The organism is Shewanella bicestrii (genome assembly GCF_002216875.1).
Lineage (GTDB): Bacteria > Pseudomonadota > Gammaproteobacteria > Enterobacterales > Shewanellaceae > Shewanella > Shewanella seohaensis.
The window spans coordinates 2,366,556-2,391,541 of sequence record NZ_CP022358.1; the positions used below are offsets into that span (position 1 = coordinate 2,366,556).

Annotated in this window: 27 protein-coding genes and 1 tRNA gene; 10 read left to right on the forward strand and 18 right to left on the reverse strand. The window is 47.1% G+C overall.

Features of this window, described 5'->3' with window-relative positions; translation table 11 throughout:
* The first annotated feature begins 107 nt into the window (after positions 1-107).
* Positions 108-1,055: a glycoside hydrolase family 43 protein gene (locus tag CF168_RS10365; RefSeq protein ID WP_011626170.1), complete on the forward strand. Its 948-nt coding sequence runs from the start codon at positions 108-110 to the stop codon at positions 1,053-1,055.
* Positions 1,056-1,142: 87 nt separating this feature from the next.
* Here the strand turns inward: CF168_RS10365 and CF168_RS10370 are convergent, their stop codons facing one another.
* The 5 genes from CF168_RS10370 to CF168_RS10390 all read right to left on the reverse strand — a co-directional run bounded on the left by CF168_RS10370 (position 1,143) and on the right by CF168_RS10390 (position 6,691).
* Positions 1,143-1,859: a FadR/GntR family transcriptional regulator gene (locus tag CF168_RS10370; protein WP_011622747.1), complete on the reverse strand. Its 717-nt coding sequence runs from the start codon at positions 1,857-1,859 to the stop codon at positions 1,143-1,145.
* A gap of 235 nt (positions 1,860-2,094) precedes the next feature.
* Complete coding sequence (locus CF168_RS10375; RefSeq protein ID WP_011717044.1) at positions 2,095-2,703, reverse strand: HAD family hydrolase; 609 nt, start codon at positions 2,701-2,703, stop codon at positions 2,095-2,097.
* A 76-nt stretch (positions 2,704-2,779) separates the two neighbouring features.
* Positions 2,780-4,282 carry an L-arabinose isomerase gene (gene araA / locus CF168_RS10380; protein WP_011717043.1) on the reverse strand — a complete coding sequence of 501 codons (1,503 nt, stop codon included), beginning with the start codon at positions 4,280-4,282 and terminating at the stop codon, positions 2,780-2,782.
* A gap of 38 nt (positions 4,283-4,320) precedes the next feature.
* Positions 4,321-5,016: an L-ribulose-5-phosphate 4-epimerase gene (locus CF168_RS10385; RefSeq protein WP_089067789.1), complete on the reverse strand. Its 696-nt coding sequence runs from the start codon at positions 5,014-5,016 to the stop codon at positions 4,321-4,323.
* A 1-nt stretch (position 5,017) separates the two neighbouring features.
* Positions 5,018-6,691 (reverse strand): ribulokinase, encoded by a 1,674-nt coding sequence (locus tag CF168_RS10390; protein ID WP_089067790.1) that lies wholly within the window; start codon positions 6,689-6,691, stop codon positions 5,018-5,020.
* Between the two features lie 369 nt (positions 6,692-7,060).
* On the opposite strand from CF168_RS10390, the gene CF168_RS10395 reads away from it, so the two are divergent.
* Positions 7,061-7,591, forward strand: coding sequence for a hypothetical protein (locus CF168_RS10395; protein WP_089067791.1), 531 nt, complete (start codon positions 7,061-7,063; stop codon positions 7,589-7,591).
* Positions 7,592-7,690: 99 nt separating this feature from the next.
* Here the strand turns inward: CF168_RS10395 and CF168_RS10400 are convergent.
* The 3 genes from CF168_RS10400 to punC form a co-directional block, all read right to left on the reverse strand.
* Positions 7,691-8,919, reverse strand: a protein-coding gene (locus CF168_RS10400) for an IS3 family transposase (protein WP_089067141.1) whose coding sequence is annotated in 2 segments (ribosomal slippage) — positions 7,691-8,568 and positions 8,568-8,919 — 1,230 coding nt in all. Because the reading frame shifts where the segments join, the coding sequence is not laid out codon by codon here.
* A 181-nt stretch (positions 8,920-9,100) separates the two neighbouring features.
* Positions 9,101-9,191, reverse strand: a tRNA-Ser gene (locus tag CF168_RS10405).
* Positions 9,192-9,271: 80 nt separating this feature from the next.
* The gene (gene punC / locus CF168_RS10410; RefSeq protein ID WP_089067792.1) at positions 9,272-10,543 is read right to left on the reverse strand and encodes a purine nucleoside transporter PunC; all 1,272 of its coding nucleotides are present in this window, start codon (positions 10,541-10,543) and stop codon (positions 9,272-9,274) included.
* Positions 10,544-10,658: 115 nt separating this feature from the next.
* Between punC and punR the strand changes: the two genes are divergently transcribed.
* The 6 genes from punR to CF168_RS10440 all read left to right on the forward strand — a co-directional run bounded on the left by punR (position 10,659) and on the right by CF168_RS10440 (position 13,913).
* Positions 10,659-11,561 carry a DNA-binding transcriptional activator PunR gene (gene punR / locus CF168_RS10415; RefSeq protein WP_041412630.1) on the forward strand — a complete coding sequence of 301 codons (903 nt, stop codon included), beginning with the start codon at positions 10,659-10,661 and terminating at the stop codon, positions 11,559-11,561.
* A gap of 259 nt (positions 11,562-11,820) precedes the next feature.
* Positions 11,821-12,480 (forward strand): Bax inhibitor-1/YccA family protein, encoded by a 660-nt coding sequence (locus tag CF168_RS10420; protein ID WP_011717039.1) that lies wholly within the window; start codon positions 11,821-11,823, stop codon positions 12,478-12,480.
* A gap of 59 nt (positions 12,481-12,539) precedes the next feature.
* Complete coding sequence (gene tusD, locus CF168_RS10425; protein ID WP_167373615.1) at positions 12,540-12,929, forward strand: sulfurtransferase complex subunit TusD; 390 nt, start codon at positions 12,540-12,542, stop codon at positions 12,927-12,929.
* A 14-nt stretch (positions 12,930-12,943) separates the two neighbouring features.
* The gene (gene tusC / locus CF168_RS10430) at positions 12,944-13,300 is read left to right on the forward strand and encodes a sulfurtransferase complex subunit TusC (protein WP_089067794.1); all 357 of its coding nucleotides are present in this window, start codon (positions 12,944-12,946) and stop codon (positions 13,298-13,300) included.
* Positions 13,300-13,581, forward strand: a complete 282-nt coding sequence (gene tusB, locus CF168_RS10435; protein ID WP_011622736.1) for a sulfurtransferase complex subunit TusB — start codon at positions 13,300-13,302, stop codon at positions 13,579-13,581. Before tusC ends, tusB begins: the two co-directional genes overlap by 1 nt.
* Complete coding sequence (locus CF168_RS10440; RefSeq protein ID WP_011622735.1) at positions 13,575-13,913, forward strand: TusE/DsrC/DsvC family sulfur relay protein; 339 nt, start codon at positions 13,575-13,577, stop codon at positions 13,911-13,913. The genes tusB and CF168_RS10440 overlap by 7 nt, the downstream gene beginning before the upstream one ends.
* Positions 13,914-13,980: 67 nt before the next feature.
* Here CF168_RS10440 and CF168_RS22645 read toward each other — a convergent pair whose 3' ends face one another.
* The 7 genes from CF168_RS22645 to lrp all read right to left on the reverse strand — a co-directional run bounded on the left by CF168_RS22645 (position 13,981) and on the right by lrp (position 21,400).
* Positions 13,981-14,103 carry a hypothetical protein gene (locus CF168_RS22645; RefSeq protein WP_011622734.1) on the reverse strand — a complete coding sequence of 41 codons (123 nt, stop codon included), beginning with the start codon at positions 14,101-14,103 and terminating at the stop codon, positions 13,981-13,983.
* A gap of 18 nt (positions 14,104-14,121) precedes the next feature.
* The gene (serS, locus tag CF168_RS10450; RefSeq protein WP_011622733.1) at positions 14,122-15,408 is read right to left on the reverse strand and encodes a serine--tRNA ligase; all 1,287 of its coding nucleotides are present in this window, start codon (positions 15,406-15,408) and stop codon (positions 14,122-14,124) included.
* A gap of 18 nt (positions 15,409-15,426) precedes the next feature.
* Complete coding sequence (crcB, locus tag CF168_RS10455) at positions 15,427-15,801, reverse strand: fluoride efflux transporter CrcB (protein ID WP_011622732.1); 375 nt, start codon at positions 15,799-15,801, stop codon at positions 15,427-15,429.
* On the reverse strand, positions 15,794-17,125 hold the full coding sequence (locus CF168_RS10460) for a replication-associated recombination protein A (RefSeq protein WP_089067795.1): 1,332 nt from the start codon (positions 17,123-17,125) through the stop codon (positions 15,794-15,796). The genes crcB and CF168_RS10460 overlap by 8 nt, the downstream gene beginning before the upstream one ends.
* Positions 17,126-17,133: 8 nt before the next feature.
* Complete coding sequence (lolA, locus tag CF168_RS10465) at positions 17,134-17,754, reverse strand: outer membrane lipoprotein chaperone LolA (protein ID WP_089067796.1); 621 nt, start codon at positions 17,752-17,754, stop codon at positions 17,134-17,136.
* Between the two features lie 69 nt (positions 17,755-17,823).
* Positions 17,824-20,571: a DNA translocase FtsK gene (locus CF168_RS10470; RefSeq protein WP_089067797.1), complete on the reverse strand. Its 2,748-nt coding sequence runs from the start codon at positions 20,569-20,571 to the stop codon at positions 17,824-17,826.
* Positions 20,572-20,893: 322 nt separating this feature from the next.
* Positions 20,894-21,400: a leucine-responsive transcriptional regulator Lrp gene (gene lrp / locus CF168_RS10475; protein WP_007647640.1), complete on the reverse strand. Its 507-nt coding sequence runs from the start codon at positions 21,398-21,400 to the stop codon at positions 20,894-20,896.
* Between the two features lie 180 nt (positions 21,401-21,580).
* On the opposite strand from lrp, the gene ald reads away from it, so the two are divergent.
* Positions 21,581-22,696 (forward strand): alanine dehydrogenase, encoded by a 1,116-nt coding sequence (gene ald / locus CF168_RS10480; protein WP_011622728.1) that lies wholly within the window; start codon positions 21,581-21,583, stop codon positions 22,694-22,696.
* A gap of 47 nt (positions 22,697-22,743) precedes the next feature.
* Here ald and CF168_RS22530 read toward each other — a convergent pair whose 3' ends face one another.
* Positions 22,744-22,947, reverse strand: coding sequence for a hypothetical protein (locus CF168_RS22530; RefSeq protein ID WP_089067798.1), 204 nt, complete (start codon positions 22,945-22,947; stop codon positions 22,744-22,746).
* A gap of 265 nt (positions 22,948-23,212) precedes the next feature.
* Here CF168_RS22530 and trxB point away from each other — a divergent pair, with 265 nt between their 5' ends.
* Positions 23,213-24,166, forward strand: coding sequence for a thioredoxin-disulfide reductase (trxB, locus tag CF168_RS10490; protein WP_011717030.1), 954 nt, complete (start codon positions 23,213-23,215; stop codon positions 24,164-24,166).
* A 196-nt stretch (positions 24,167-24,362) separates the two neighbouring features.
* Here trxB and rplT read toward each other — a convergent pair whose 3' ends face one another.
* Entirely contained in the window at positions 24,363-24,719 is a 357-nt protein-coding gene (gene rplT / locus CF168_RS10495) for a 50S ribosomal protein L20 (RefSeq protein ID WP_006081652.1), read from the reverse strand.
* Positions 24,720-24,735: 16 nt separating this feature from the next.
* Positions 24,736-24,930: a 50S ribosomal protein L35 gene (gene rpmI / locus CF168_RS10500; protein WP_011072303.1), complete on the reverse strand. Its 195-nt coding sequence runs from the start codon at positions 24,928-24,930 to the stop codon at positions 24,736-24,738.
* Positions 24,931-24,986: the final 56 nt, after the last annotated feature.

Here is a 24,986-nt window from a genome sequence, read left to right on the forward strand (position 1 = left end):
GGACGAACCTAATGCCCTGAGTTAACAATTTGTACTTTAATATTGCTAGCACGTAAAAGTATTGGTATTACTATAATACCAAAATATCAAAAAACAATAGAGGAAGTATGAAAAAGGCATTTTTGAGTGTGTGTTTGGCATTGAGTACGAGTGTCAGCACTGCAGCTATTGCTGCTAACCCTCTGTTTACGGATGTATTTACCGCCGATCCTGCCGCCATAGTGCACCAAGATACTGTCTATCTTTATACTGGCCATGACGTTGCAAAGGACAATCGCACCTTCTTCGAAATGCATGATTGGCTCGTTTTTAGCTCTAAGGATATGCACAATTGGACGGCCCATGGCAGCAAGTTATCTGTGAAAGATTTCAGCTGGGCTAAAGGAGATGCATGGGCTAGCCATGTGATCGAAAAAGAAGGTAAGTTTTACTGGTATGTCACGGCAAGGCACAACAAAATCAATGGTTTTGCTATTGGTGTCGCGGTTGCAGATAGTCCACTTGGCCCCTTCAAGGATGCCCGCGGCAGCGCCCTTATCACCAATGACATGACCACAGATACCGAGATTGATTGGGATGATATCGATCCTGCTGTCTTTATCGATGATGACAAGCAAGCCTATCTGTTTTGGGGCAACACTAAGCCAAGATTTGCCAAGTTAAAACCCAATATGATTGAACTCGATGGCCCAATACACGCCATTGATGTCCCTAACTTTACCGAAGCGCTTTGGGTACATAAAAAAGATAAAACCTATTATCTTTCATACGCTTCAGGCTTCCCTGAAAAAATTGCCTATGCGACCAGTGATAGCATTCAGGGGCCGTGGAAGTACCAAGGCATCTTAAATGAAGTGGCGGGCAACTCGCCGACAAACCATCAAGCGATTATTGAATTTAAAGGTAAATCCTACTTTATCTACCATACCGGCGCATCGCAGGATGGTGGCGGTGAGTTTAGACGTTCAGTGGCAATTGACCCATTGCATTACAATGCCGATGGCACCCTACAGCGCATTCATATGACGAGCGAAGGCATTAGCGAGCCGCAGTAATCCTATTTTTTGCTCGTGCCAAAGTAAAAAAGGTGAACCTAAGTTCACCTTTTTTATGGGTAGAGTGCGTTCAAAATGAATAACTCGTTATTTACGCTCAATATTTTTATGCACTGTATCTTGAGACGTTGAGAGTAATTTATTCATCTCGGCTTTCGCCCCTTCACTGTCTCCTGCGGCAATCGCAGTATAAATGGCCTTATGGCCTGGGAGTGATTGGATAAAGTCATCCTGAATTGTGCTACTGAGTCTAAAGATTTCGAGCAGCGCAGATTGGATAGACACGCCGAGGGACACCATAAACTCGTTATTGGTCGCATCTAAAATTGCCATGTGGAAATCGATATCCGAGGTATAGACTTCATCCGTACCTAATTCGGCCGCTTCCATCTTGGCATAGGCCGCCGCAATCACCTCAAGCTGCTCAGGGGTGCGTTTTTTCGCCGCCAGTTCCGCCGCTGCGGGTTCAAACACTTCACGGATTTCATAGAGAGAAGTGTAAAACTCGGGCGAAGGTTTAGATTGGGAAAACCAGTTTAAGATCACCGGATCGAACATGTTCCAGTGGCGACGCTCACGAATGCGGGTGCCAAGTTTAGGACGAGATTCAATAAGCCCTTTTGCCGTGAGCACCTTAAAGGCCTCCCTTAAGGAGGTGCGTGACACTTCCAGCTCTTCACAGATAGCATTTTCATTAGGGATATATTCACCTGGCGCATAAAAGCCGCCCACAATGCGAGAACCTAATTCGCTTGCCACCCAGTTATGGATATTCTGCGGACGGTTATTTGCCTGATTTGCCATAGTGCCCTCTTTAACTCTCAATCTCTGTACTCAATCCAATCAGCTGGATAAGGTGCTTAACGCTGATAAACAAATGTTATGATACTACCTTTCCTGATAAAGGTAATAAAAATTTTGTTAACGCTAAGAATTTATGGGAATTTCCTCAAACTTACTGTCCCTACCTTACCCCAAACTTTTACATTGTAAAGCCTAATTTTGCGTTTTAGCCAGTGATTGGACAAGCTCGCAACGGCTACCGAGTGCCTAGGAAATAGTCATTTTCAATCTGTAATTCGGCATGTACATCGACCACAAACATCCCCGCAGCTTCGGCGGCTTGGATGCCCGCCTTCGCATCTTCAAATACGATACAGCGCTCAGGCGCTATGCCCATCAGTTCGGCGCAGCGTAAAAAGGTATCGGGCGCAGGTTTGGGTGACGCGACTTGGTCGGCGCCCACCACATAATCGACTAATTCCAACAATCCACATAGGGTCAAGATTTGAATTGCTTCCTCTGTGTAGGCGCCTGTGCCGACCGCCATTGGGCGTTTGCCCTGATTCTGCTTGGCAAATTCGGCTAATGCTGTCGGTTTCACATATAAATGCATAGTGTCGCGCACTAGGGCTTCTTTATACTCGTTCATGGCCTCACAACTAGCCGTTGGCGTGACGCCAAAATGGGCGATCAGAATCTCTAAGGTGCCAATGGTGGGCACACCCGCTAACGAGCGCATCAGTGCTGGCTCTACCGGGATCCCAAAGTGATTCAAGGTTTGTCGCCATGCCTGCTCATGCAACTGACCGCTGTCGACTAAGGTGCCATCCATATCGAAGATAATGCCGTCAAATTCTGTATACATCTGTGTTAACCCTATGAAATGAATGGTGCCAGAAAAATGAAAGCCGCCCGAAGGCGGCTTTGTTGCTGCGCGAGAATTATAAACCTCTTGCTAAACCGTAATAAACGGAATTTTGGCGAAGCTCATTCTTAAACTCACGGATCTTAGTGTCGGCATCGATGATAACCAGTTCAGCACCGGCCATTTCAGCAAAGTCGACAATCTGATCCGTCGTGATGGCTTGGCTGTAAGCTGAGTGGTGAGCACCACCGGCGTGGATCCAAGCCGCGGCGGCAACCGCTAAATTCGGACGAGGCTCCCACAGCGCTGACGCGACAGGCAGATTTGGCAGATCCTGTGGTGGTGTCACTGTATCTAATTCATTGAGAATGATACGGAAACGGTTGCCTAAATCGATAGTCGATACGTTAATTGCTGGGCCCGCTTTACCTGTGAACAATAGACGTGGCACGTCGCAACGCACACCAATGGTGTGGCGGTGAACTTCTAAACGCGGTTTTGCAGCAGCAATCGATGGGCACACTTCTAACATGTGGGCGCCAAGAACTTGGTCAGTCGCGCCAAAGTTATAGGTGTAGTCTTCCATAAATGAAGTACCACCGGCACGGCCTTGGCCCATCACCTTCATGATGCGCACCATGGCAGCCGTTTTCCAGTCACCTTCGCCGCCGTAACCGAAACCGTTCGCCATCAGACGTTGAGTAGCCAGTCCGGGTAATCCTGTCATGCCAGTGAGGTTTTCGAAGCAGTTGGTAAAGGCACCAAATCCACCTTGGGTTAAGAATTGGGTTAAGCCGAGTTCAATCTTGGCTTCTTTTCTTAAACGGTCTAATTGGTATTCATCGCCAAATAGCTCGTTACCTACTTGGTATTCGCTGGCGTAACGGTCGAGTTGTGCGGTTACATCGCCTTCGGCAATGTCTGCAATCGCCTCATTGAGTTCACCTAAGCTGTAGGCGTGCACTTCATAACCGAATTGAATTTGTGCGGCAACTTTGTCGCCTTCGGTTACGGCCACTTGACGCATGTTGTCGCCAAAGCGGGCGATACGCAGGTTTTGGCTCTCGTGCCAACCTGCCGCTGCGCGGCACCAATCATCGATTTGTGCTTGTACATCGCTCGATTGCCAGTGACCTACAACCACTTTGCGCTCTTTACGCATACGAGTGCCGATAAAACCAAATTCGCGGCAACCGTGAGCACTTTGGTGGGTGTTCATGTAGTTCATGTTGATTTCGCTCCAAGGGAGCTCAGCATTGAACTGCGTGTGTAAGTGCATGAATGGCTTGCTTAATTCATTAAGGCCTGCAATCCACATCTTGGCAGGAGAGAAAGTGTGCATCCACAGAATAACGCCAACACAGTTTTCATCGCTGTTGGCCGCTTGGCATACGGCGTGAATTTCCCGTGGGGATTTGACGGTTGGCTTATACACCACTTCGATGGAAATGGCGGATGATTCATTGAAGCCATGAACAATTTGCTCACTGTTTTTAGCGACTTGCTCTAATACTTTTGGGCCGTATAAATCCTGCGAACCCGTGATAAACCACACTTGTTTTTGTTTGAAGGCTTTCATATTACTCTCTCTAGTTTGAAATGAGACCCGACTGGCAATTACTTGCTTTGGCCGTAATAAGCGTCTTTTCCATGCTTACGCAAATAATGCTTATCAATAAGCTCTTGTTTTAACTGACTAATACCTGGTGATAAGGTTTTGGTGAGATACGCCATCCGAGCGATTTCTTCGAGCAACACAGCGTGGTACACAGATTTAGCCGCATTCGCGCCCCAAGTGAACGGTGCATGGCCTGCTACTACCACCATGGGTGACTCGTTGGGATCTCGGTCGGCGAAACAATCGAGGATCTGCACGCCGGTTTCTTCTTCATAGTCGCGGCTGATCTGATCGTTGCGCATCACCGCTGTGCATGGGATTTCACCGTACACATAATCGGCCTGTGTCGTGCCTAGGCAGGGAATCGCTATCTGCGCTTGCGCCCAGGCGGTTGCATAGGTCGAATGGGTATGGGTAATGCCACCAATACTCTGCCACTGGCGATACAAATAGGTGTGTGTCTTGGTATCGGATGAAGGACGCATGCGCCCTTCTACGATTTGATTCTCAAGGTCAACAATCACAATATCTTCAACCTTCAAATCTTCATAGGGCACGCCGCTGGGCTTGATACCAATCACGCCGAGTTGGCGGTCAATTTGTGAAACGTTGCCAAAGGTGTAAGTCACCAGTTTGCGTTTCTCAAGCTCCATGTTGGCTTCGTATACTTCGCGTTTTAGCTCTAAAAAAGACATCTTATTTCGCTCCATCAACATAGTGGCCAAGGGCTAAGTACCCTTGGTAAAGCGCTTGATATTTCTCTGCGTTTTCAGGATTTGGCTGATAGGTTTTCGCAACGTTTGAGGCCATGGCAGCTTGGGCACTCAGCACATTCGGATAAACCCCGGCTGCAGTTGCAGCATAAATAGCGGCGCCTAGGGCACAGCTTTGCTCGCTCTCGAGTACATCTATGTTGCAATTCCACACATCGGCGCAGGTTTGCATAATGAAGTCGGATTTTTTCGAGATCCCACCAATGGTGACCACATGGTCAATGCAAACGCCTTCTTGTTTGAAGCGCTCGATAATGGCACGTGCGCCATAGGCACTGGCTTCCACTAAAGCTTTGAAGACTTGCGGTGCTTGGCTGCCCATGGTTAAGCCTGTGATAGCCATGGCAACAGATTGGTCGGCATCGGGGGTGCGACGTCCATTAATCCAATCCAGCGCGACAATACCAGTCTCGCCAACGGGGATTTTCGCGGCCGCGTTGCCTAACATTGTCAGGGTTTCAGATTCGAGTTGCTGAATGAGTTTGGCTTTGGTGTTGTCATCAAATAAGGCTGAAGTGTCGAGCTGTTGCATCGGCCATGCGGTGAGATCCCTAAACCAAGCGTAGAGATCGCCAAAGGCTGACTGACCCGCTTCCAGCCCTATCATCCCGGGCAATACTGAGCCATCCACTTGACCGCAAATGCCTTTGATACAACGCTCACCAATATCTTCATAACTGGCGACCGTAATGTCGCAGGTTGAAGTCCCCATCACCTTGGTTAAGACACCAGGTTTAACATTGGCTCCAACGGCGCCTGCGTGGCAGTCAAATGAGCCAAAAGAAACGATAACCTCGGTCGATAGTCCTAAATGCTGTGCCCACTCTGGTGTTAGCTGGCCGCAAACTTTGTCAGATGTGCAGGTTTCAAGCGGTAATTTGTCTCTTAAACCATCAAGTAAAGGGTCGATGCCAACGAAAAAGTCATTCGGCGGATAACCATTCCATGACTCATGCCACATCACTTTGTGACCGGCGGCGCAGCGCCCTGCCTTAAAGACTTTTGGATGTGTGGTGCCCGTTATTAATGCAGTGATCCAATCACAGTGCTCGACCCAGCTATAGGCGGCTTGTCTGACTTCTGTGTCGTGACGCAGTACGAATAGCGCTTTTGCCCAAAACCATTCGGAGGAGTAAATTCCTCCTTCATATTTCAGGTAATTTTCGCTTGCATTGTTTGCCGCAGCGGTAATTTGCTGGGCTTCGAGAATCGCGCTGTGATCTTTCCAAAGCAAAAACATAGCATTGGGATTACTCGCAAACTCTGGTTTTAAGGCTAAGGCAACACCGGATTCATCAACCGCAATTGGGGTTGAACCTGTGGTATCAACACTCAAACCGCAGACTCTTTGCGCGGCGCCACTGGGAGCTTTTGCCCAGAGTCCTTGTACTACCTCGATAAGGCTTTCGATGTAATCGAGGGGATGTTGTCTAAATTGATTCTTGGCAGGATCGCAAAAAAGCCCCTTCTTCCAACGTGGGTAGTACACCACATTTGTTGCTACTTCTGCGCCCGTTTGGGTATCCACCAATAACGCGCGAACTGAATCTGAGCCGTAATCAAGCCCTAACGCGTAAGCCCCTAAAACATTCGACATTTGCATCCCCGTACATTTTATCTGCGTCCGATCCGGTTTACGCAGGTAGAGTGAATATTATTTAGTACTACAATATTACTACAGCTCAATAGTAATACAATATGATTTTAGTTGTTGAGTGATAAAATTTTTAACATTAAGGCTGAGCATGTAACGATTTAGGGGATGAAGCGTAAGGAAGGTAGAAGTAGTGCTGAGCTTGACTCGAGCATGAAGAAGTCGAATAATGGCGCCAGGTTGCAGAGACGCCTATCCGCAGAAGATGACATCACTCTGACTCATATCTCGATGTTCGCATCACATGTATGACACAACAATTGATTAGGTTTGGCTTAGCGGAGATGCCAATAAAACTTAGGAGAATTGTTTGTGATACAACAAATTACCCCAGCACCACGCGCCTTAACCGAAGTTAAAATCCTCGCTAAAAAGCACCTTAAAGCCTGCCAAGCTGGCGATGCCGTGGCGCTAGATAAACTCGCCCCCTTGATGAATAAGCAAGGTTTAACCCAGCAGGATATTCAGCTTAAGCATTGCCAAAGCCTATTGGCTCGTGAGCTAGGTTTTACTGATTTTAATCACTGTCAAAGAGTGTTATCGGGTCAAGCACAAATCGGTGAAGACTTAGGTACCCTATTCCATAGCAGGCGCTGCGATAGCTTGCTCAATCACTGGTTCAGCGTTTTTGATGAGGCGCAGGCTTTTTTACAGCAATCACCACAGATGGTGTTGTTGCCCTACAAAAAGCAGTTCTTTGTGGTTAATGGCGCCGACTATCTTGACGCTCTGGGGCTTAAATTGAGTGACCCCGCCAGCATCGACTGTATATGGGGGGGAAGTGAAACGGTTGTTGCCTATGAAGCTTTTGCGCTAAGTCTTATCAGGCATAAGCTCACTTAGCCTAGCCTTATTTAACCTAAGCTGCTTTGCTATTTGAACAACTAGGCTAATGGGTAAATGAAATCCATAGTGTCTCGTCCTAAGATAGGTTGACAGTTTTTAGGCCAGCTCCAGTAGCTGGTCTTTTCTATTGTGCACCTGATTAGGGGAGTCCATATTCAAACTCAGATGCGGTCTCATATTGTTGTATATTGCTATCGATTCTCTAACAAGTATCTTCAGCTCCGCAAATGTCCTACATCGGTGCAGTAAAAACTCCTGCTTCAGTATGCCATTTACTCTTTCTGCTAATGCATTTTGGTAGCAATCATAACCATCCGTCATTGACGGCTGGATTTGGCTCGCCTGAAGCGCATTCTGATAAACGGCTGAGCAGTACTGTAAGCCTCTGTCTGAGTGATGCACCGCGTTGCCGATATAGCGCTTATCTTTGATGGCCATTTTTAACGCTTTCACCACACTCTCGGCTTTCATGTCTTTACTCACGTGATGACCGACTATTTTACGAGAACTGGCATCGGTGATCAGTGACAGGTAGTGCACACCTTGGTCTGACTCAAGATAGGTGATATCGCTGACCAGTACATGCCCTGCATCGTGCAGTCCCTCCTCTTTCAGCAGATTAGGATGCTTCTTCATCCAGTGTTTGCTGAACGTGGTTTTTGTGTAGCTTTTCTTCGGTTTAACCAGTAAACCTTCACTTCTCAAATAGGTAAAGAACCCATCTCGCCCGAGTTTAATATCGTGCTCAACCAGCTTGGATTTTATCAACGTGTAGAGCTTACGGGCCCCTAACCTTGGCATATATTTACGCCAGTACTGGACCCAGTCTTTGATAACCGATAGCTCAGCTCTACGACTTTCCATTCGAGCAACTGCCTGATAAATACCTTGCCTCGACATACCCGCAGCACGACATGCGGCAGCGAGGTTTATTTCTCCGTTGCCTTTTGCTTGCCAGACGTACCGGATAAGTACTTTTTTCTGAGGCCTGCTCCATATTCATTGTCCATGATATCAACCATGCCATTGAGGATTTGGTTACGCAGTTTCTCTTCTGCTAACTCACGTTCAAGGCGCTTGATCGTTTCGGCAGGTGTTTCTTTTGACTTAGTCATAAGGGGATGCTGAAAAGGTTTCGACCAATCAAGTCTACCATGTTTTCTAAGCCAGACGAGTACCGTTGAACGGCCTTGAATACCAAAATGGGCTTGGGCTTGTTTGTACGTCATTTCGCCTTTTTCAACACGCTCTACAACGCCTAATTTAAAGGCTAAGGTGTAATCTCGTTGTGTGCGCTTACGGCTTGAGTTAATTAATGTTGTCATAAAGAAATCCTCTTTATGTCAACGTATTTCAGGACGGGACATAGCGAAAGAAAAAGGCCGCTAATCATTAGCGGCCTTTTTATCTGAATTTGGTGGAGAGCTGCACTTAGAATTAGGAACCTTGGGGTTCAAATGGCAAAAACAAAAAAGCCATCATTGCTGATGGCTTTTCCGTAGAATATGGCGGAGGAGCAGGGATTTGAACCCTGGGTGGGCTATAAACCCACGCCGGTTTTCAAGACCGGTGCATTAAACCACTCTGCCACCCCTCCGAACGATGCGCATAATATAAGTTAGTTTACTGACTGTAAAGCACTAACTGATAATTATGCGCTAACTGCTCGTATTACATTCAATCTGCTTGATTTTGCTTCGTATCTGCATTGATCCCAAGACGAGCAGGATCCGGCGCAGTAAAGTGTTTGGCAAAATCCGCCCAAGTTTGCTCGGTTTTTAACAGGTAACCCAAGATCACCACTAATGAACAGCTCAGAATGCCCCAACCTATGGCGACTTCTCCTGAACTTGCCCAGAGCGCGACTAAACTCGAGGCGCCAAAGGCGATGGTGATTTGCAAAAAGTTCTGTAATCCTGCCGCCTTAGCCGCATTTTGAGTGAATTGTTGTAAAGCACTGTTCACCACAATGGGATAAATCGCCCCGTTTGCCGCTGCGAGTATCGAGAAGGAAATCAGCAGTGGGAAAATGGTTTCCGCCTTCATTAATAAGGTGAAAAACACAATCGAGATAACGCAGAGTCCAAAAATGGCCAGTAATACGTTGAGTGTACGGTCGGCACCAATGCGTTTTATCAATAGCTTACTCGCGTATCCACCCACAATAAACATGATGGTTTGCGGAATAAAGCTCAGCCCAATCTCTGTTGCCTGATAGCCGTGTTGCTCCATCACAATCGGCCATACAGTAAGATATGCGAAAAACGCACCCGAACAGGCACCAAAAATCACCACATTGCCAAGGTAACGGGGATTTTTCAAAATCTTGCCGTAGGAAACGGCGCTTGGCTTAGCATCCTTATGCTCTGCATGGCTCGGCACGAAGTATAAGGTCATCAACACCAATAAAAAGGCAATCACACACAATGAGATAAAGATTGCACGCCATCCAAAATCGTTCAGAATATAAGCGCCAAGGATGGGGGCTAATGCGGGAGATAATGCCACTAACGGCATAATGTTACTGAAAATCCCCTGCGCTTTTTCGGCATCATATTGCTCGACCACAATCGCTTGCCAGATGACCCCTGCACTACAGGCGCCTACGGCTTGGAAGAAGCGAGCGATGTTTAGCATCAGTATCGAGTCGCTATTGGCGATGGCCACACTGGCGAGCGCAAAAATGCCAAGGCCGAGGATCAGGGCGTAACGTTTGCCGAGTTTACTGACCAAAGGGCCATAAATCAGTTGCCCTAAGGCTAAACCAGCCAAGAAACAGGTGAGCGACATCGCCACTTGAGACGGTGAAGAATTGAACGAACTTTCAATTGCTTTGAAAGCAGGCAAATACATGTCAGTGGCAATGAAGCCTAACATGCTTAGCAAGGCCAAATAGAATAAGAATATAAAAAACTTCATATTTACAAAGATATTACTAGACGTTTTCATAAAATAATCATGTCGAAAGACTTAAGGCGTGCAGTCTAAATACTTGTTAATTTGATTGGAAACGTTTATTTTTGACAGATGCTATCAATTATTTTCATCACAATGGATGTCAGCTATGCTCTCGGAACAAGCGTTAGAACTCATTGATATCGTGGCCCGTGTTGGGAGTTTTACGGCGGCAGCCAATCGACTGCACAAGGTCCCTTCTGCGGTCAGTTATGCCGTTAAACAAATCGAAGAAGAACTTGGCGTAGTGTTATTTGAGCGCCACCACCGCAGCGTGACCTTAACCCCTGCGGGAGAGCATTTTGTTAAGCAAGCCAGAAACTTGCTGACTCAAATGGATGAAATGAAACGCGGTACTCAGCGTGTGGCCAACGGCTGGCAACCCACATTATCTATCGCCTTAGATAACATAGTTCGCGCCGACAGAATTAGCGTATTAATTGCCGACTTTTACCGTCATTTCCAAGATATTGAGCTTATCATCCGCATCGAGGTGTTTAACGGTGTGTGGGAGGCGCTTGCGACTGGTCGCAGTGATATCGCCATTGGTGCAACAACGGCGATCCCTGTGGGGGGCGTATACCAATATAAAGACATGGGCGACATTCAATGGGCGTTTTTGGTGAGTAAAAACCATCCATTAGCCAGTATTGACCGGCCCTTGACCGATGATGAATTGCGCCCCTTCCCCTCTATTTGTTTGGAAGATACCTCGCGGGAAATTCCTAAGCGCATGACCTGGTTATTGGAGAATCAACGCAGACTTGTGGTGCCGGATTGGATCCGCGCAATTAACTGCTTTAGAGAGGGATTAGGTATCGGCTATATGCCAGTACATTTGGCCAGCGTATTTATTAAAGCGGGCGCCTTGGTTGAAAAGCAGCTTGAAAATCCGAAATTAACCAGCCCTTGTTGCTTAGCTTGGAACGCCGATAAGATGTCGCCCGCCTTAGCTTGGGTGCTCGACTATTTAGGGGATACCGATAAATTACACCGTGAATGGCTGGCGTAATATTTCCGTATTACCACTGGATTAAGCTTGTTTTAAAGTCTTTGTGTTGCACTGGTGTAACGAAATACGCCTTAAGCGTTAGGTCGCACAGAAAAATCAGTCATTACAACTTGTTATTTGTGGCGTGAATCCTTTAAGCACAGCGCTGTTTTCGGTAGTATTCACCCAGTTTTACTGGATTTGCGATATTGATGGGAACTCTCGTCCCCGTTAAAAATCAAAATGATCAGTTCGGATTTAAAAGCTAATGGAGAAAGATATGACTCAGCAAACCTTGTACTCAGCGAGTGCATCCACCCTAGAAGTGAATAAACTTCTTAAAAATACCTATTTATTGTTGGCCATGACCCTCGCCTTCTCGGCATTGTGTGCAGGCTTAGCGATGGCACTCAATATCAGCCCTCTGATGTCACTCGGTTTATCTATCGGTGGTTTAGTGCTGTTGTTCGTTACCCTACGCAAAGCCGACTCCGCTGCGGGCATCTTCTGGGTATTTGCATTTACCGGTATGGAAGGCGCCTCATTAGGTTACATGCTTAACCACTACGCTGGCATGACCAATGGCTCTGAGCTTATCATGCAAGCTTTAGGATTAACCTCGGTTATCTTTATTGCGCTCTCGGCCTATGCAGTCACGACGAAGAAAGATTTCTCTTTCCTACGTGGTTTCCTGTTCGCCGGATTGATTGTGGTGATCGCCGCTGCGCTGATTAACATTTTCGTGGGTAACAGTGTGGCCTTTATGGCGATTAACGCGGGTCTTGCGCTGTTAATGACCGGCTTTATCCTGTTCGACACTAGCCGCATCGTGAATGGTGGCGAGACTAACTATATCCGCGCCACTATCTCCTTGTATCTGGACTTTTTAAACCTATTCATTGCCATTTTGCATTTGCTTGGCATTGGTAACGATGATTAATCCCCTTTTCGGGAAACTTACGCTAAAATGGCCCTACTTTTAGGGCCATTTTTTTTATAATGAGCAAATTTATTATCCAAGTAAACGGGCCAGCCTATGGCACGTCGGCAAGTGTGAATGCCCTACGTTTCACCCAAGCCTCCCTGCAAAGCGGACATGAGATTGTCTGCGTGTTTTTCTATCAGGATGGCGTGTATAACTCGACGGACTTTAATTTACCCGCATCCGATGAATATGATGTGGTTAAAGGTTGGAAACAACTGGCAGCCGAGCATCAAGTCTCGTTAGTAAACTGTGTCTCAGCGGCATTACGACGTGGCATAGTCTCGCAGCAAGAGGCGCAGGAAAACGGGCTAAGCCACTGGAATGTTGAACATTCTTTTATTATGGGCGGACTGGGTGAACTGGTCACGGGAATTGAATCAGCCGATCGTTTGGTCTGCTTTTAAGCTTCGGAAATGTTATGAAAAAAATCTGTATATTGTTCCGAAGCGCGCCCCATGGCACCACTAAGGGCCGCGAAGCCTTAGACTTTGCCCTGTTAAGCGCCAGCTTTGAGCAAGAAGTGAGTTTAGTGTTTGTTGATGAAGGCGTGTTACATCTGCTAAAAGACCAACAACCCGAGCTTATCGGCGGTAAAGATTACCTTGCGGCGCTAAAAGCGCTCCCGCTGTACGACATCGAATCAGTGTTCGCCTGCAAACAGTCCTTAGGTGATTACGGCTTAAGCCATGGCCTGTTGTCGATTCCGGTGACTATCTTAAACGATGAAGCCATCTCGGCTCACTTCAAAGCCGTCGATGAGGTCTTAGTATTCTAATGATTTTACATCATATCCAAACCTCGCCCAGCCGAGACAATGCCCTCAAACTTTGCCTGCGTTATGCTTGCAAAGAGGATGCGATTTTACTCTCGAGCGATGGCGTTAACGCATTATTACTGCGCCAATGGGCCATGGCGCTTTCGCCCTTTAAGGTGATGGTGCTGAAGGACGATGTTATCGCCCGCGGCTTAACGGAACGTCTTAAAAACATTAGTCAGATTGATTACAACGAGTTTGTCGCTCAATCTTTGCAGCACGATAAGGTGATCACGTGGTAAATCCGCTTATATTCAATGGCGTCGAAATTGAACGCGACCATCAAGGCTATTTGAAGAATATCGCCGACTGGCAGCCGGATATGGCGCCGCTGTTAGCCCAAGAAGAACAGATTGAACTGACCAGTGCCCACTGGGAAGTGATCCATTTTGTTCGAGATTTTTATCTGGAATATAAAACCAGCCCTGCGATCAGGGTGTTAGTCAAAGCCATTGGCCAAGCCTTAGGGCCGGATAAAGGTAACTCTAAGTACCTCTATACCCTCTTTCCTGTTGGTCCTGCCAAACAGGCGACAAAGATTGCGGGCCTGCCTAAACCTGCCAAGTGTATTTAAGGTTTAATCACTTCTGCTAACAAAAAAGGTATATTCCACTGGAATATACCTTTTTATTTGAGTCGTGCTATTTCACGTTTTCTAACACAACCCAGACGGCTTTACCTAGGGTGGCCAACATCACAGCGCAAAACACGGCGATGACAGCAGTGTAGGAAAGCCAACGAAGATAACGTTGACCTTTATCCATGGTGTTGTGTTACGCCAATTAACCGATCTGAGTCAGTCCGCCCATGTATGGACGCAGCGCTTCAGGAATGGTCACACTACCATCGGCATTTTGATAGTTCTCTAAAATCGCAACTAAAGTACGACCTACCGCTAGGCCTGAGCCGTTTAAGGTGTGCAGCAAGGCTGGCTTGTTATCGGCCTTAACGCGGTAACGGGCTTGCATACGACGGGCTTGGAAGTCTTTCATGTTTGAACATGAAGAGATCTCGCGGTAAGTGTTTTGGCCTGGTAACCACACTTCGATATCATAGGTTTTGCTTGAACCAAAGCCCATGTCACCGGTACACAGGATCACTGTGCGGTATGGCAGGCCAAGGCGTTGCAGTACGGTTTCAGCGTGGCCCGTTAATGCTTCGAGCGCTGCCATTGAGTCTTCTGGCTTAACCAGTTGCACTAATTCCACTTTATCGAATTGGTGCTGACGGATAAGACCACGGGTATCTTTACCGTATGAGCCAGCTTCACTGCGGAAACAGGCGGTATGCGCGGTTAACTTAATCGGTAATTCGTCTTCATCGACAATGCTGTCGCGCACTAAGTTCGTTAATGGCACTTCTGCGGTTGGGATCAGGCTTAAACCTTGGCCTTCTTCGGTCGCAGGTTTAGTGTGGAACAAGTCTTCACCAAACTTAGGCAATTGGCCTGTACCCAGTAAGCTTGCTTCGTTAACCAGTAATGGCACGTAAGCTTCGGTATAACCGTGCTCAGTAGTGTGCAGATCTAACATGAACTGACCTAAAGCGCGGTTTAAACGGGCGATTTGGCCTTTCATAACGATAAAGCGTGAGCCAGTGATTTTCACGGCGCTCTTAAAATCTAAACCGTTTAGGCCTTCACCTAAGTCAATATGATCTTTAACAGGGAAATCGAAGCTGCGTGGTGTGCCCCAACGGCGGATCTCGACGTTTTCAGTCTCGTCAGCACCGATAGGTGCTGACTCATCCGGCAGGTTTGGCATCGACATGGCAATCGCGTTCACTTCTTCAAGTACCGCAGCCAGCTCGACTTTCTTCGCATCTAATTGCGCACCTAAATCGCCAACCTGCGCCATGATGGCATCCACATCTTCGCCGCGGGCTTTTGCTTGTCCGATGGACTTGGAAATAGCATTACGCGAAGCTTGTAGCTCTTCAGTCGCCACTTGCAGTGACTTACGTTTTTCTTCTAATTGAGTGAGATGAGCGACATCTAAAATAAAACCACGGGTAGCTAATCGCTCAGCGGTAACTGCTAATTCGTTGCGCAAAAATTTAGGATCTAACATGTGATATATTCTTAATAGTTAAATGCGAGAAAAAACCAGTTGTTGGCCTAAGTAAACCATAAACAAACATAGACTTAGGTTCAACACCACATTCAAAGCCGCCTTCAACCAATCTCCTTCTTGCATCAGCAATAAAGTTTCGTTTGAGAAAGTTGAAAACGTTGTCAAAGCGCCTAACAGGCCAACGCCGATCAGGGCTTTGAGTTCTGGGCTGATATGACTCATTTGTCCCAGTGCGTAAATGACGCCCATTAAAAATGAACCGAGGACATTGACCAACAGTGTACCAAAAGGAAAACTGCTGCCAAATACTTGGATCATGAATATTGAAATAAGATAGCGAAAAACCGCACCAATGGAACCACCCAAGGCCACAAGTAGGAGATTATTCATACCTTTTTCTCCCACTGGCTTGATCTAATTGCGCTAATTGCGCCAATTTGTCCTTAATTCGCTTCTCAAATCCGCGTTCGGTCGGGAAATAAAATTGCGAAGCTTGTAAGGATTCGGGGAAATAATTCTCGCCGCTGGCATAGGCATTGGGTTCATCGTGGGCATAGCGATACTCGGCGCCAAAGCCCATTTCCGCCATGAGTTTGGTCGGCGCATTACGCAGATGATAAGGCACGGCCTCTTGGCCCGTTTCGCGGGCGAGCGCCCTCGCCGCTTTAAAGGCGGTGTAAACGGCATTACTCTTAGGCGCACTGGCTAAATACACAATCGCTTGGGCAATCGCACGCTCACCTTCGGCAGGTCCGACACGGTGGAAACAATCCCAGGCATTGAGCGCGACTGTCATGGCATTAGGATCGGCATTGCCCACATCTTCCGAGGCTATAGCTAATAAGCGTCTGGCGACATATAACGGATCGCCGCCGCCTTCTAGAATGCGGCAGAACCAATACAGCGCTGCATCGGGCGCCGAGCCACGAATCGATTTGTGTACCGCCGAAATCAAATCGTAAAACTGATCGCCATTTTTATCGAATCCCGCCACTTGATGGCCAGCGACTTGTACCAGCATCTCTGTGGTAAAACTGCCGCCATCGGCCACCATATCGCTCATCAACTCAAGCAGGTTTAGCGCCTTGCGCGCATCGCCGTCACAGAGCTGCGCCAGCTTATTAAGCACATCCGTTGGCATAATTAACTGACGCTGCCCTAAACCACGTTCGGTATCCGTTAAGGCTTGGGTGATGATATGCACTATCTCGTCTTGGCTTAAGCGCTTGATAAGATAGACACGTGCCCGCGACAGTAAGGCGTTATTGATTTCAAATGAAGGATTTTCAGTGGTCGCCCCAATAAAAATCACAGTGCCATCTTCAATAAACGGCAAAAAGGCGTCCTGTTGACTCTTATTAAAGCGATGCACTTCGTCGACAAACAGCAAGGTGCGTTGTCCACGGGATTGGGCAACGGCTTGGGCCTGCTCGATGGCGGCGCGAATGTCTTTTACACCCGAGGTAACCGCCGAAATGCGTTCAACATGGGCATTGGAATAATGGGCAATAAGTTCGGCAAGTGTCGTTTTACCTGTGCCCGGCGGTCCCCATAACATCATCGAATGGGCACGGCCCGCTTCTAATGCTTGGCGCAATGGTTGGCCTTCCCCCAACAAATGGGCTTGACCTATATACTCGGCAATCGTCCTTGGCCGCATACGCGCGGCTAAGGGACGAAAATCAGGCGCAAAATTAAACGATAAACTGCTCACGCGCTAACCTATTGGGTTTTAAGACGTTGATCATCCACATCAACGTTCTCTGGCAACACAAACTTAAACAGCGCTTTATCCGCGGTGCTAATGCTGTGTTGATTGCTCAAGTCAAACTGGCTCAGGTTGCCTTTATCATCGAGCACATTAAATTTATTCAGTGTGCCTTTGTTAAAACAGACATTGACTGAGGTAATCCCGGCATCCGTGGACTTAGGTTTGATTTCATAACAGTCTTGCTTTTTGGTCACGCTATATTGCGACCAAGTGGCGTCATCGCGGTGCACCAATAAGGCGATGGGCGATGCATTAATGGCTTCGGCAAAATCCATGATCACCACTTCTTCGGCGAAGGGATTGTAGATCCATAAATCTTTACCATCGGCGACAATTTGGGATTCATCGGGCGCGGTTAAATGCCAATAAAACTGGTTCGGATGGGCCAGTGCGAATACACCCGCGCCCGTTTGGATAATCTTTTTATTGATATCGGTAACGGTTTGTTTGAAATCGGCCTTGAGTGACTCAGTGCCGTTTAAGGTTTCGCGTAATTGCTTTGCGTCATCGGCCAATACTGCATTGCTGTATAACAATGGTGATAACAACACAGCACACAACAGTTTTTTCATAGGTATCCTTTGGACTAAAAGTTGAACTCGCCGCATTATGGCGAGTTCAAACTGACATCTAGCTTAACATTAATAGTGTTTCGGGGCCGGCGGTGCCAGCACTTCGCGGTTACCATTATGGCCCTGAGCCGAGACCACACCCTGCATTTCCATTTGTTCGATAATACGCGCTGCGCGGTTATAACCAATCTTAAATTTACGCTGCACGCTCGAAATTGAACCACGGCGGGTTTCGGTCACGAAGGCGACGGCCTCATCGTAAAGCGGATCGTATTCTTCATCGGATTCGGCGGTTTCACCCGGCAAGAGCACTTGTTCGCCCTCACTCACGCCATTGAGGATCTCATCGATGTATTGTGGCTTACCCCGGGCACACCAATCGGCCACCACACGGTGAACTTCATGGTCATCGATAAAGGCACCATGAACACGGTTTGGCACCGCGGTTCCGGGTGGTAAATACAGCATGTCACCCATACCCAATAAGGTTTCAGCACCCTGCTGATCCAAAATGGTACGGGAGTCGATACGGGAAGACACTTGGAAGGCCATCCGTGTCGGGATGTTGGCTTTAATTAAGCCCGTGATCACATCCACCGATGGACGTTGGGTCGCGAGGATTAAATGGATACCCGCAGCACGGGCCTTTTGGGCGATACGGGCGATCAGTTCTTCCACTTTCTTACCGACAATCATCATCATGTCAGCAAATTCGTCGACGACAACCACAATCGATGGCAGTTTATCTAAGGCTGGCGCCTCTGGCTCCATGCTGTCAGATGACTTCCACATGGGGTCTAAAATCACTTCACCATTAGCTTTCGCTTCGGCAATCTTGGCGTTATATCCTTTGATGTTACGAACGCCCATCATAGACATTAGCTTGTAGCGGCGCTCCATCTCACCCACACACCAGCGCAGCGCATTGGCCGCTTCTTTCATGTCGGTAACCACTTCACAGAGTAGATGCGGGATGCCTTCATAAACCGATAATTCCAGCATTTTCGGGTCGATCATGATAAAGCGAACATCTTCAGGGCCAGACTTATACAATAAGCTGGTGATCATAACGTTCACCCCGACCGATTTACCTGAACCTGTGGTACCGGCAACCAGTAAGTGCGGCATTTTGCCTAAATCAACCACCACAGGCTCGCCGGAAATGTCTTGGCCAAGCACCATGGTCAGGTTCGATTTGCTCTCGGTAAAAGCTTCGCAATCGAGCACATCGCGCATGTACACGGTTTCGCGGAACTTGTTTGGCAGTTCGAGACCCACATAGGATTTACCCGGAATCACCTCAACCACACGCACTCGCTCGGCCAGTAGCGAACGCGCTAAGTCGTTTGCGAGGTTTGAAATCTTCGAGGCTTTAATACCTGGCGCTAAATCTAGCTCAAAACGGGTGATCACTGGACCGGGATAAACCCCCACTACAGTGGCCACAATGTTAAAGTCGGCAAGTTTGGCTTCGACTAAGCGGGCAACTTGCTCTAATTCCTCAGGGCTTATCGGATTCTTTTTACGATTAGGCACATCCAGCAAGCTGATGCTTGGCAGCGGATCCATAGGTTTTGCAGGTACAGGTTTATCCTCTTGTCCCGGTAAAACCACAATACCATCGACAATCTTCGCCTTTGGCGCTTCTTTTTGACGTTGCGCCTGAGTCACTGCGCCCGTTGAGGCTTTAGTATCAAAATCGATGACATCTTCATCGTTGAAACCCAGTTCGTCTTCATCCTCGTCATCGAGCATGGTTTCACGATGGAATACGGGTTCATCGTCGTCATCTTCATCTTCGAAAACGTGCGCCTTGAACTCAGTTTCATCATCTAAATCTAACTCGGCCTCTTTAGGCTTGGCGACCCAAGGCGGCGCCTCAAAATGACCATGCTCAGCTACGGCACTGGCTTGGTCTAATTGGGGCTCAACTCTTTGTAGGCCTTTAGGTTCAGCCTTGGGTTTATTGCTGTTTAAACTTAAGATTTTTGCGAGCGCCGACAGCTTACCCTTACCGGAGCTTGCTTCGGTGATGATTTCGTCGCTGACCTCTTCTTCCTTCGCGGGGCGAGTCGTGAAGATACGACTCGGTGTCACCTCTGGCTCACGCACCCGGGCTTTTTCAAGCTGATGCTGTGAGTCACGGCGTTGTTTAAACTTATCAACGACCGTCATAAAACCGCGGGTATCTTCGGTTTCACGCTCGCGTTTTAACGCTTGTGGCAGACGTTTGAGCTTTCTAAAACACCAAATGGAGACAAAGCCAACCTTCTCGACCACAGTCAACCAGCTGATCCCCGTTAACAGCGTAAAGCCCGAGCCTAAGAAGCACAGCAGCAACAAGGTAGTACCGAGCTTATTAAAATACGGCAACATGGCTTGGCCGATAACATCCCCTGCCACGCCGCCTGCGGAAAACTCATAGATATTATTGGCATTCATGCTGGCTAATGCTGAAAAACCAAGAATAAGCAGCAGAAAACCTATGATGCGCAGTGCGACTGAAAAGTAGTCAATTTCTAATAAATCATGGGCGCGTTTGAAAAGCAGCCAACCTGTAGAGGCTACAATGATCGGCATGATGTAAGCAGTGACGCCAAAAAAGTACAACAGAATGTCGGCAATCCACGCCCCTACTGCACCCGTCCAGTTTTTGATATCGCCTTGAAAATGAGACTGGCTCCAGCCCGGATCCGACGGACTAAAACTGGTTAAGGCAAGCAAAATATAGGTGGCTAAAACACAGCAAATGATGAGTCCGCCTTCGAGCAGACGCTGCAGCCCTGAGAGCGTGCGTACACTATTTCCTTGAGACAAACGACTTAATCCATAAAAATGAAAACAGGTGGGCTAACGATACCAGAATCCCACTAAATGTGGAGCATCTTAGGGCGTTTTTATCCTAAGAATTACTGGTACAAGACAAAAAATCGGCGCTAATGAGCTAAAGCACAGGTTTTCAGCACTAACTGGCTATTACGCAACCAATTTACGCGCTGTAAAGAAGATAAAAACCAGATAAAAATTTCGCCCTTAAGCTGGCAAACCTAAGGGCTAAGCAAGGTCATTTTTGAGTTCGAAACGGCTAACGTAGGAATAAATAAGGGGCCTAGGCCCCTTATTGTAAACGTTCAGGGTATTAAATATCGGAGAGCAGATGGTTTATCGCGACACGGCTAGTGTGTTTCACTTCTTCCATCACCACGTAAGTACGGGTATCGGAGACTGAAGGTAATTTCAGCAGCGTCTCACCGAGTAAACGGCGGTAAGCTGACATATCAGAAACACGTGTCTTTAATAAGTAGTCAAAGTCACCAGAAACCAGATGACACTCTTGAATATCATCTAACAGTTGCACAGCGCGATTAAACTTATCAAATACTTCGGGAGTATCACGGCTCAACGTGATTTCCACGAATACCAGTAGGGATGCACCCAAGAAATGAGGATTGACCAAGGCGGTATAGCCATTGATATATCCTTGCTTTTCGAGTCGTTTCACTCTTTCTAAACACGGAGTTGGACTTAATCCTACTCTTTTAGATAGTTCCACATTTGAAATGCGTCCATCAATTTGTAATTCATTAAGAATGTTGCGATCGATGCGATCCAAGTCTTTTACAGGACTCTTTTTATTATATGCCATTTATTTAACCTTGCTTTATCACTAAAACAACATTTTATTCTACGTATGTCAAAAGTTCAGCAGCATAAACTGCGTCGCCGATACTATACTAGATATCCCTGAATTAATCACGTTCAGGTCACGATAAAATAACAATTATGCCCATTAAAAGTGGGTTTTTCAGGCAATTGAGGCTCAAAAATGATTATTGGTGTACCAAAGGAAATTAAAAACCACGAGTATCGTGTCGGTATGGTTCCTTCAAGCGTTCGCGAATTGACCATCAAAGGTCATGAAGTGTTTGTCGAAACTAATGCTGGCACGGGAATTGGTTTTTCTGATCAGGATTATGTTGATGCAGGTGCCAAAATATTAGCAACTGCTGCTGAAGTCTTTGCTAAAGCAGAGATGATCGTAAAGGTAAAAGAGCCTCAAGCAGTTGAACGCGCTATGCTGCGTCATGACCAGATTTTATTCACTTATCTGCATTTAGCGCCAGATTTACCACAAACTGAAGATTTAATTAAAAGTGGTGCCGTGTGTATCGCTTACGAAACCGTGACTGATGACCGTGGTGGCTTACCTCTGCTGGCCCCAATGTCAGAAGTAGCTGGTCGTATGTCTATCCAAGCGGGTGCGATGGCGCTGGAAAAATCTTCTGGTGGTCGCGGCATGTTATTAGGCGGCGTTCCAGGTGTTGAGCCTGCAAAAGTCGTGATCATCGGTGGTGGCATGGTCGGTACCAATGCTGCACAAATGGCTGTAGGCATGGGCGCTGATGTCGTTGTACTTGACCGCAGCATCGATGCACTGCGTCGCTTAAACGTACAATTTGGTTCTGCAGTTAAGGCTGTTTACTCAACTGCCGATGCGATTGAGCGCCATGTATTAGAAGCTGATCTCGTGATTGGTGGCGTATTAATTCCAGGTGCTGCAGCGCCTAAGCTTGTAACACGTAGTATGATCGCACGCATGAAGCCAGGCAGTGCTATCGTTGACGTCGCAATCGATCAAGGTGGTTGTGTGGAAACTTCACATGCAACGACTCACCAAGATCCAACCTACATCGTTGATGACGTAGTGCACTACTGTGTGGCAAACATGCCTGGTGCCGTTGCCCGCACTTCAACCTTCGCTCTGAATAACGCGACTCTGCCTTATATCCTTAAGTTAGCTAACTTAGGTTATAAAGCTGCCCTGTTACAAGACAAACACTTACTGAACGGTTTGAACGTGATGCACGGCAAACTGGTTTGTAAAGAAGTGGCGCAAGCATTAAATCTTGAGTACACAGCGCCAGCAAGTTTATTAGCCTAATCATATGAGAGCCTAGGTCTTTCTGACCTACTCTGCTTTGTTCGGCCTCACTCTGTTGAGGCCGATTTTTTATGCTGATCACAAATATCTTCACCCGTGCGGGGTTTAATACCAATCGTATTAAATATCTGTTCATTCAGCGGGAATTCAACGCGCTTTAGACAAGGCGAAGGCTTGAAGGCATAGTGGCGCTCTGTCGAAAGCCTTAAACGCAGTATAAAGCGCGTTGAAACCTGCCCTTTGGGAGCCACACAGGCATCCCACTCCGGTGTTACATTGACTTAAAAGGGAATGACCATTTCTGCGTCAATGCGCCTTGTATTGAAATGCCTGCGAGGCTCTGAACTGATTAGATATTTAATGTGATTGGTATAAGCCAAAGCCTTAGTAAACTCAGGCTGACAATTTGCCTTAGGATTCGATTAGCATAATCTAAAAGAATCACCAAACAGCGCTTTACCCCTACAGGTAAATTCCCTACAATCCATGCAATTTGCTAAAGGCACGGAGAGAAAAATGAGCCAAGTCAGACACAGTAACCTATTGATTTTAGGTTCAGGTCCCGCAGGATACACGGCAGCAGTTTATGCTGCGCGCGCAAACTTAAAGCCTGTGATGATCACAGGTATGCAGCAAGGTGGTCAGTTAACGACCACGACTGAAGTTGAAAACTGGCCAGGTGATGCAGAAGACTTAACGGGTCCAGCATTAATGGAACGTATGCAAAAACATGCGGAAAAGTTTGATACTGAAATCCTTTTCGACCATATCAATGAAGTGACGCTGACTGAGCGCCCTTTCCGTTTAAAAGGCGACAATGGCGAATACACTTGTGATGCGCTGATCATTGCGACAGGTGCTTCTGCTCGTTACTTAGGACTTGAGTCTGAAGAAGCGTTTAAAGGACGCGGCGTATCGGCCTGTGCGACCTGTGATGGTTTCTTCTATCGCAATCAGAAAGTTGCCGTCATTGGTGGTGGTAACACTGCCGTTGAAGAAGCACTTTATTTGAGTAACATCGCCGCCGAAGTGCACTTAATTCACCGTCGTGACACCTTCCGCTCAGAGAAAATCCTTATCGACCGTTTAATGGATAAAGTGGCTAACGGCAACATTATCCTGCACCTTGATCAAACCATGGAAGAAGTAGTTGGTGATGCTATGGGTGTAACAGGCTTGAAAATGAAAAGCACCAAAGATGGCGCTATCACAGATCTGGCCGTTGCCGGCGTGTTTGTAGCCATTGGACACAGCCCTAATACTGGGATCTTCGAAGGCCAATTAGAGATGAACAACGGTTATCTGAAGGTACAAAGCGGCCTTCAAGGTAACGCGACCCAAACCAGCATCGAAGGTGTGTTTGCCGCAGGTGACGTTATGGACCAACATTACCGTCAAGCGATTACCTCTGCGGGTACAGGTTGTATGGCAGCATTAGATGCTGAGCGTTACTTAGACGCTAAAAAGTAATTACGCGAAGAACAATCGAGTGTGATTTTTACGTGTGCTCGCCCACTCAAATGAAATAGCAGGCATCAGCCTGCTATTTTTTTATCTGTATCTTGTGACTCGCTTGAAGCAAGCCTCAACGCTATTTATGACGGGTCACAGCAGCAACAAAAAAAGGGACCAAATGGTCCCCTCTTAAGTGCGACAAACTAATTGCTTAGTTTAACGCTTCTTTTGCTTTTTCAACTAAAGTTGCGAATACAACTTTGTCGAATACAGCGATGTCAGCCAAAATCTTACGATCGATTTCGATAGACGCCTTTTTCAGACCGTTGATGAAACGGCTGTAAGACAGACCATTTTGACGAGCTGCAGCATTAATACGTGCAATCCACAGTTGACGGAATTGACGTTTTTTCTGACGACGGTCACGGTAAGCATATTGACCAGCTTTAGTTACTGCTTGAACAGCAACGCGGTAAGTACGGCTACGAGCGCCATAATAACCTTTTGCTAATTTTAAAACTTTCTTGTGACGAGCACGTGCGGTTACACCACGCTTAACTCTTGGCATTTTCTAATCTCCTAAATTAAGCGTATGGTAATTGACGCGCGATTGCTGGAACGTCAACTTTAGCAACTAAACACTTGTTACGTAAGTGACGCTTACGCTTAGTGCTCTTTTTGGTCAGAATGTGACGTAAATGGGCTTGCTTGCGCTTGAAACCATTAGCGGTTTTCTTAAAACGCTTCGCTACACCTCTGTCGGTTTTCATTTTAGGCATTACTAAAACTCCGCATTGGGATGTTAAATAAAAAGCAAGGCGAGCGAAGGCATATA

Excerpts from the sequence above, each read along its gene's own strand:
- ald (WP_011622728.1), top strand. The coding sequence starts at position 21,581 with ATGATTATTGGTGTACCAAAGGAAATTAAAAACCACGAGTATCGTGTC.
- CF168_RS10370 (WP_011622747.1), bottom strand. The coding sequence starts at position 1,859 with ATGGCAAATCAGGCAAATAACCGTCCGCAGAATATCCATAACTGGGTG.
- serS (WP_011622733.1), bottom strand. The coding sequence starts at position 15,408 with ATGTTAGATCCTAAATTTTTGCGCAACGAATTAGCAGTTACCGCTGAG.
- rpmI (WP_011072303.1), bottom strand. The coding sequence starts at position 24,930 with ATGCCTAAAATGAAAACCGACAGAGGTGTAGCGAAGCGTTTTAAGAAA.
- CF168_RS22645 (WP_011622734.1), bottom strand. The coding sequence starts at position 14,103 with ATGGATAAAGGTCAACGTTATCTTCGTTGGCTTTCCTACACTGCTGTC.
- lolA (WP_089067796.1), bottom strand. The coding sequence starts at position 17,754 with ATGAAAAAACTGTTGTGTGCTGTGTTGTTATCACCATTGTTATACAGC.
- CF168_RS10375 (WP_011717044.1), bottom strand. The coding sequence starts at position 2,703 with ATGTATACAGAATTTGACGGCATTATCTTCGATATGGATGGCACCTTA.
- crcB (WP_011622732.1), bottom strand. The coding sequence starts at position 15,801 with ATGAATAATCTCCTACTTGTGGCCTTGGGTGGTTCCATTGGTGCGGTT.
- tusD (WP_167373615.1), top strand. The coding sequence starts at position 12,540 with ATGAGCAAATTTATTATCCAAGTAAACGGGCCAGCCTATGGCACGTCG.
- lrp (WP_007647640.1), bottom strand. The coding sequence starts at position 21,400 with ATGGCATATAATAAAAAGAGTCCTGTAAAAGACTTGGATCGCATCGAT.
- tusC (WP_089067794.1), top strand. The coding sequence starts at position 12,944 with ATGAAAAAAATCTGTATATTGTTCCGAAGCGCGCCCCATGGCACCACT.
- punC (WP_089067792.1), bottom strand. The coding sequence starts at position 10,543 with ATGAAAACGTCTAGTAATATCTTTGTAAATATGAAGTTTTTTATATTC.
- araA (WP_011717043.1), bottom strand. The coding sequence starts at position 4,282 with ATGAAAGCCTTCAAACAAAAACAAGTGTGGTTTATCACGGGTTCGCAG.
- tusB (WP_011622736.1), top strand. The coding sequence starts at position 13,300 with ATGATTTTACATCATATCCAAACCTCGCCCAGCCGAGACAATGCCCTC.
- trxB (WP_011717030.1), top strand. The coding sequence starts at position 23,213 with ATGAGCCAAGTCAGACACAGTAACCTATTGATTTTAGGTTCAGGTCCC.
- CF168_RS10390 (WP_089067790.1), bottom strand. The coding sequence starts at position 6,691 with ATGTCGAATGTTTTAGGGGCTTACGCGTTAGGGCTTGATTACGGCTCA.
- CF168_RS10385 (WP_089067789.1), bottom strand. The coding sequence starts at position 5,016 with ATGTCTTTTTTAGAGCTAAAACGCGAAGTATACGAAGCCAACATGGAG.
- CF168_RS10365 (WP_011626170.1), top strand. The coding sequence starts at position 108 with ATGAAAAAGGCATTTTTGAGTGTGTGTTTGGCATTGAGTACGAGTGTC.
- punR (WP_041412630.1), top strand. The coding sequence starts at position 10,659 with ATGCTCTCGGAACAAGCGTTAGAACTCATTGATATCGTGGCCCGTGTT.
- CF168_RS10420 (WP_011717039.1), top strand. The coding sequence starts at position 11,821 with ATGACTCAGCAAACCTTGTACTCAGCGAGTGCATCCACCCTAGAAGTG.
- rplT (WP_006081652.1), bottom strand. The coding sequence starts at position 24,719 with ATGCCAAGAGTTAAGCGTGGTGTAACCGCACGTGCTCGTCACAAGAAA.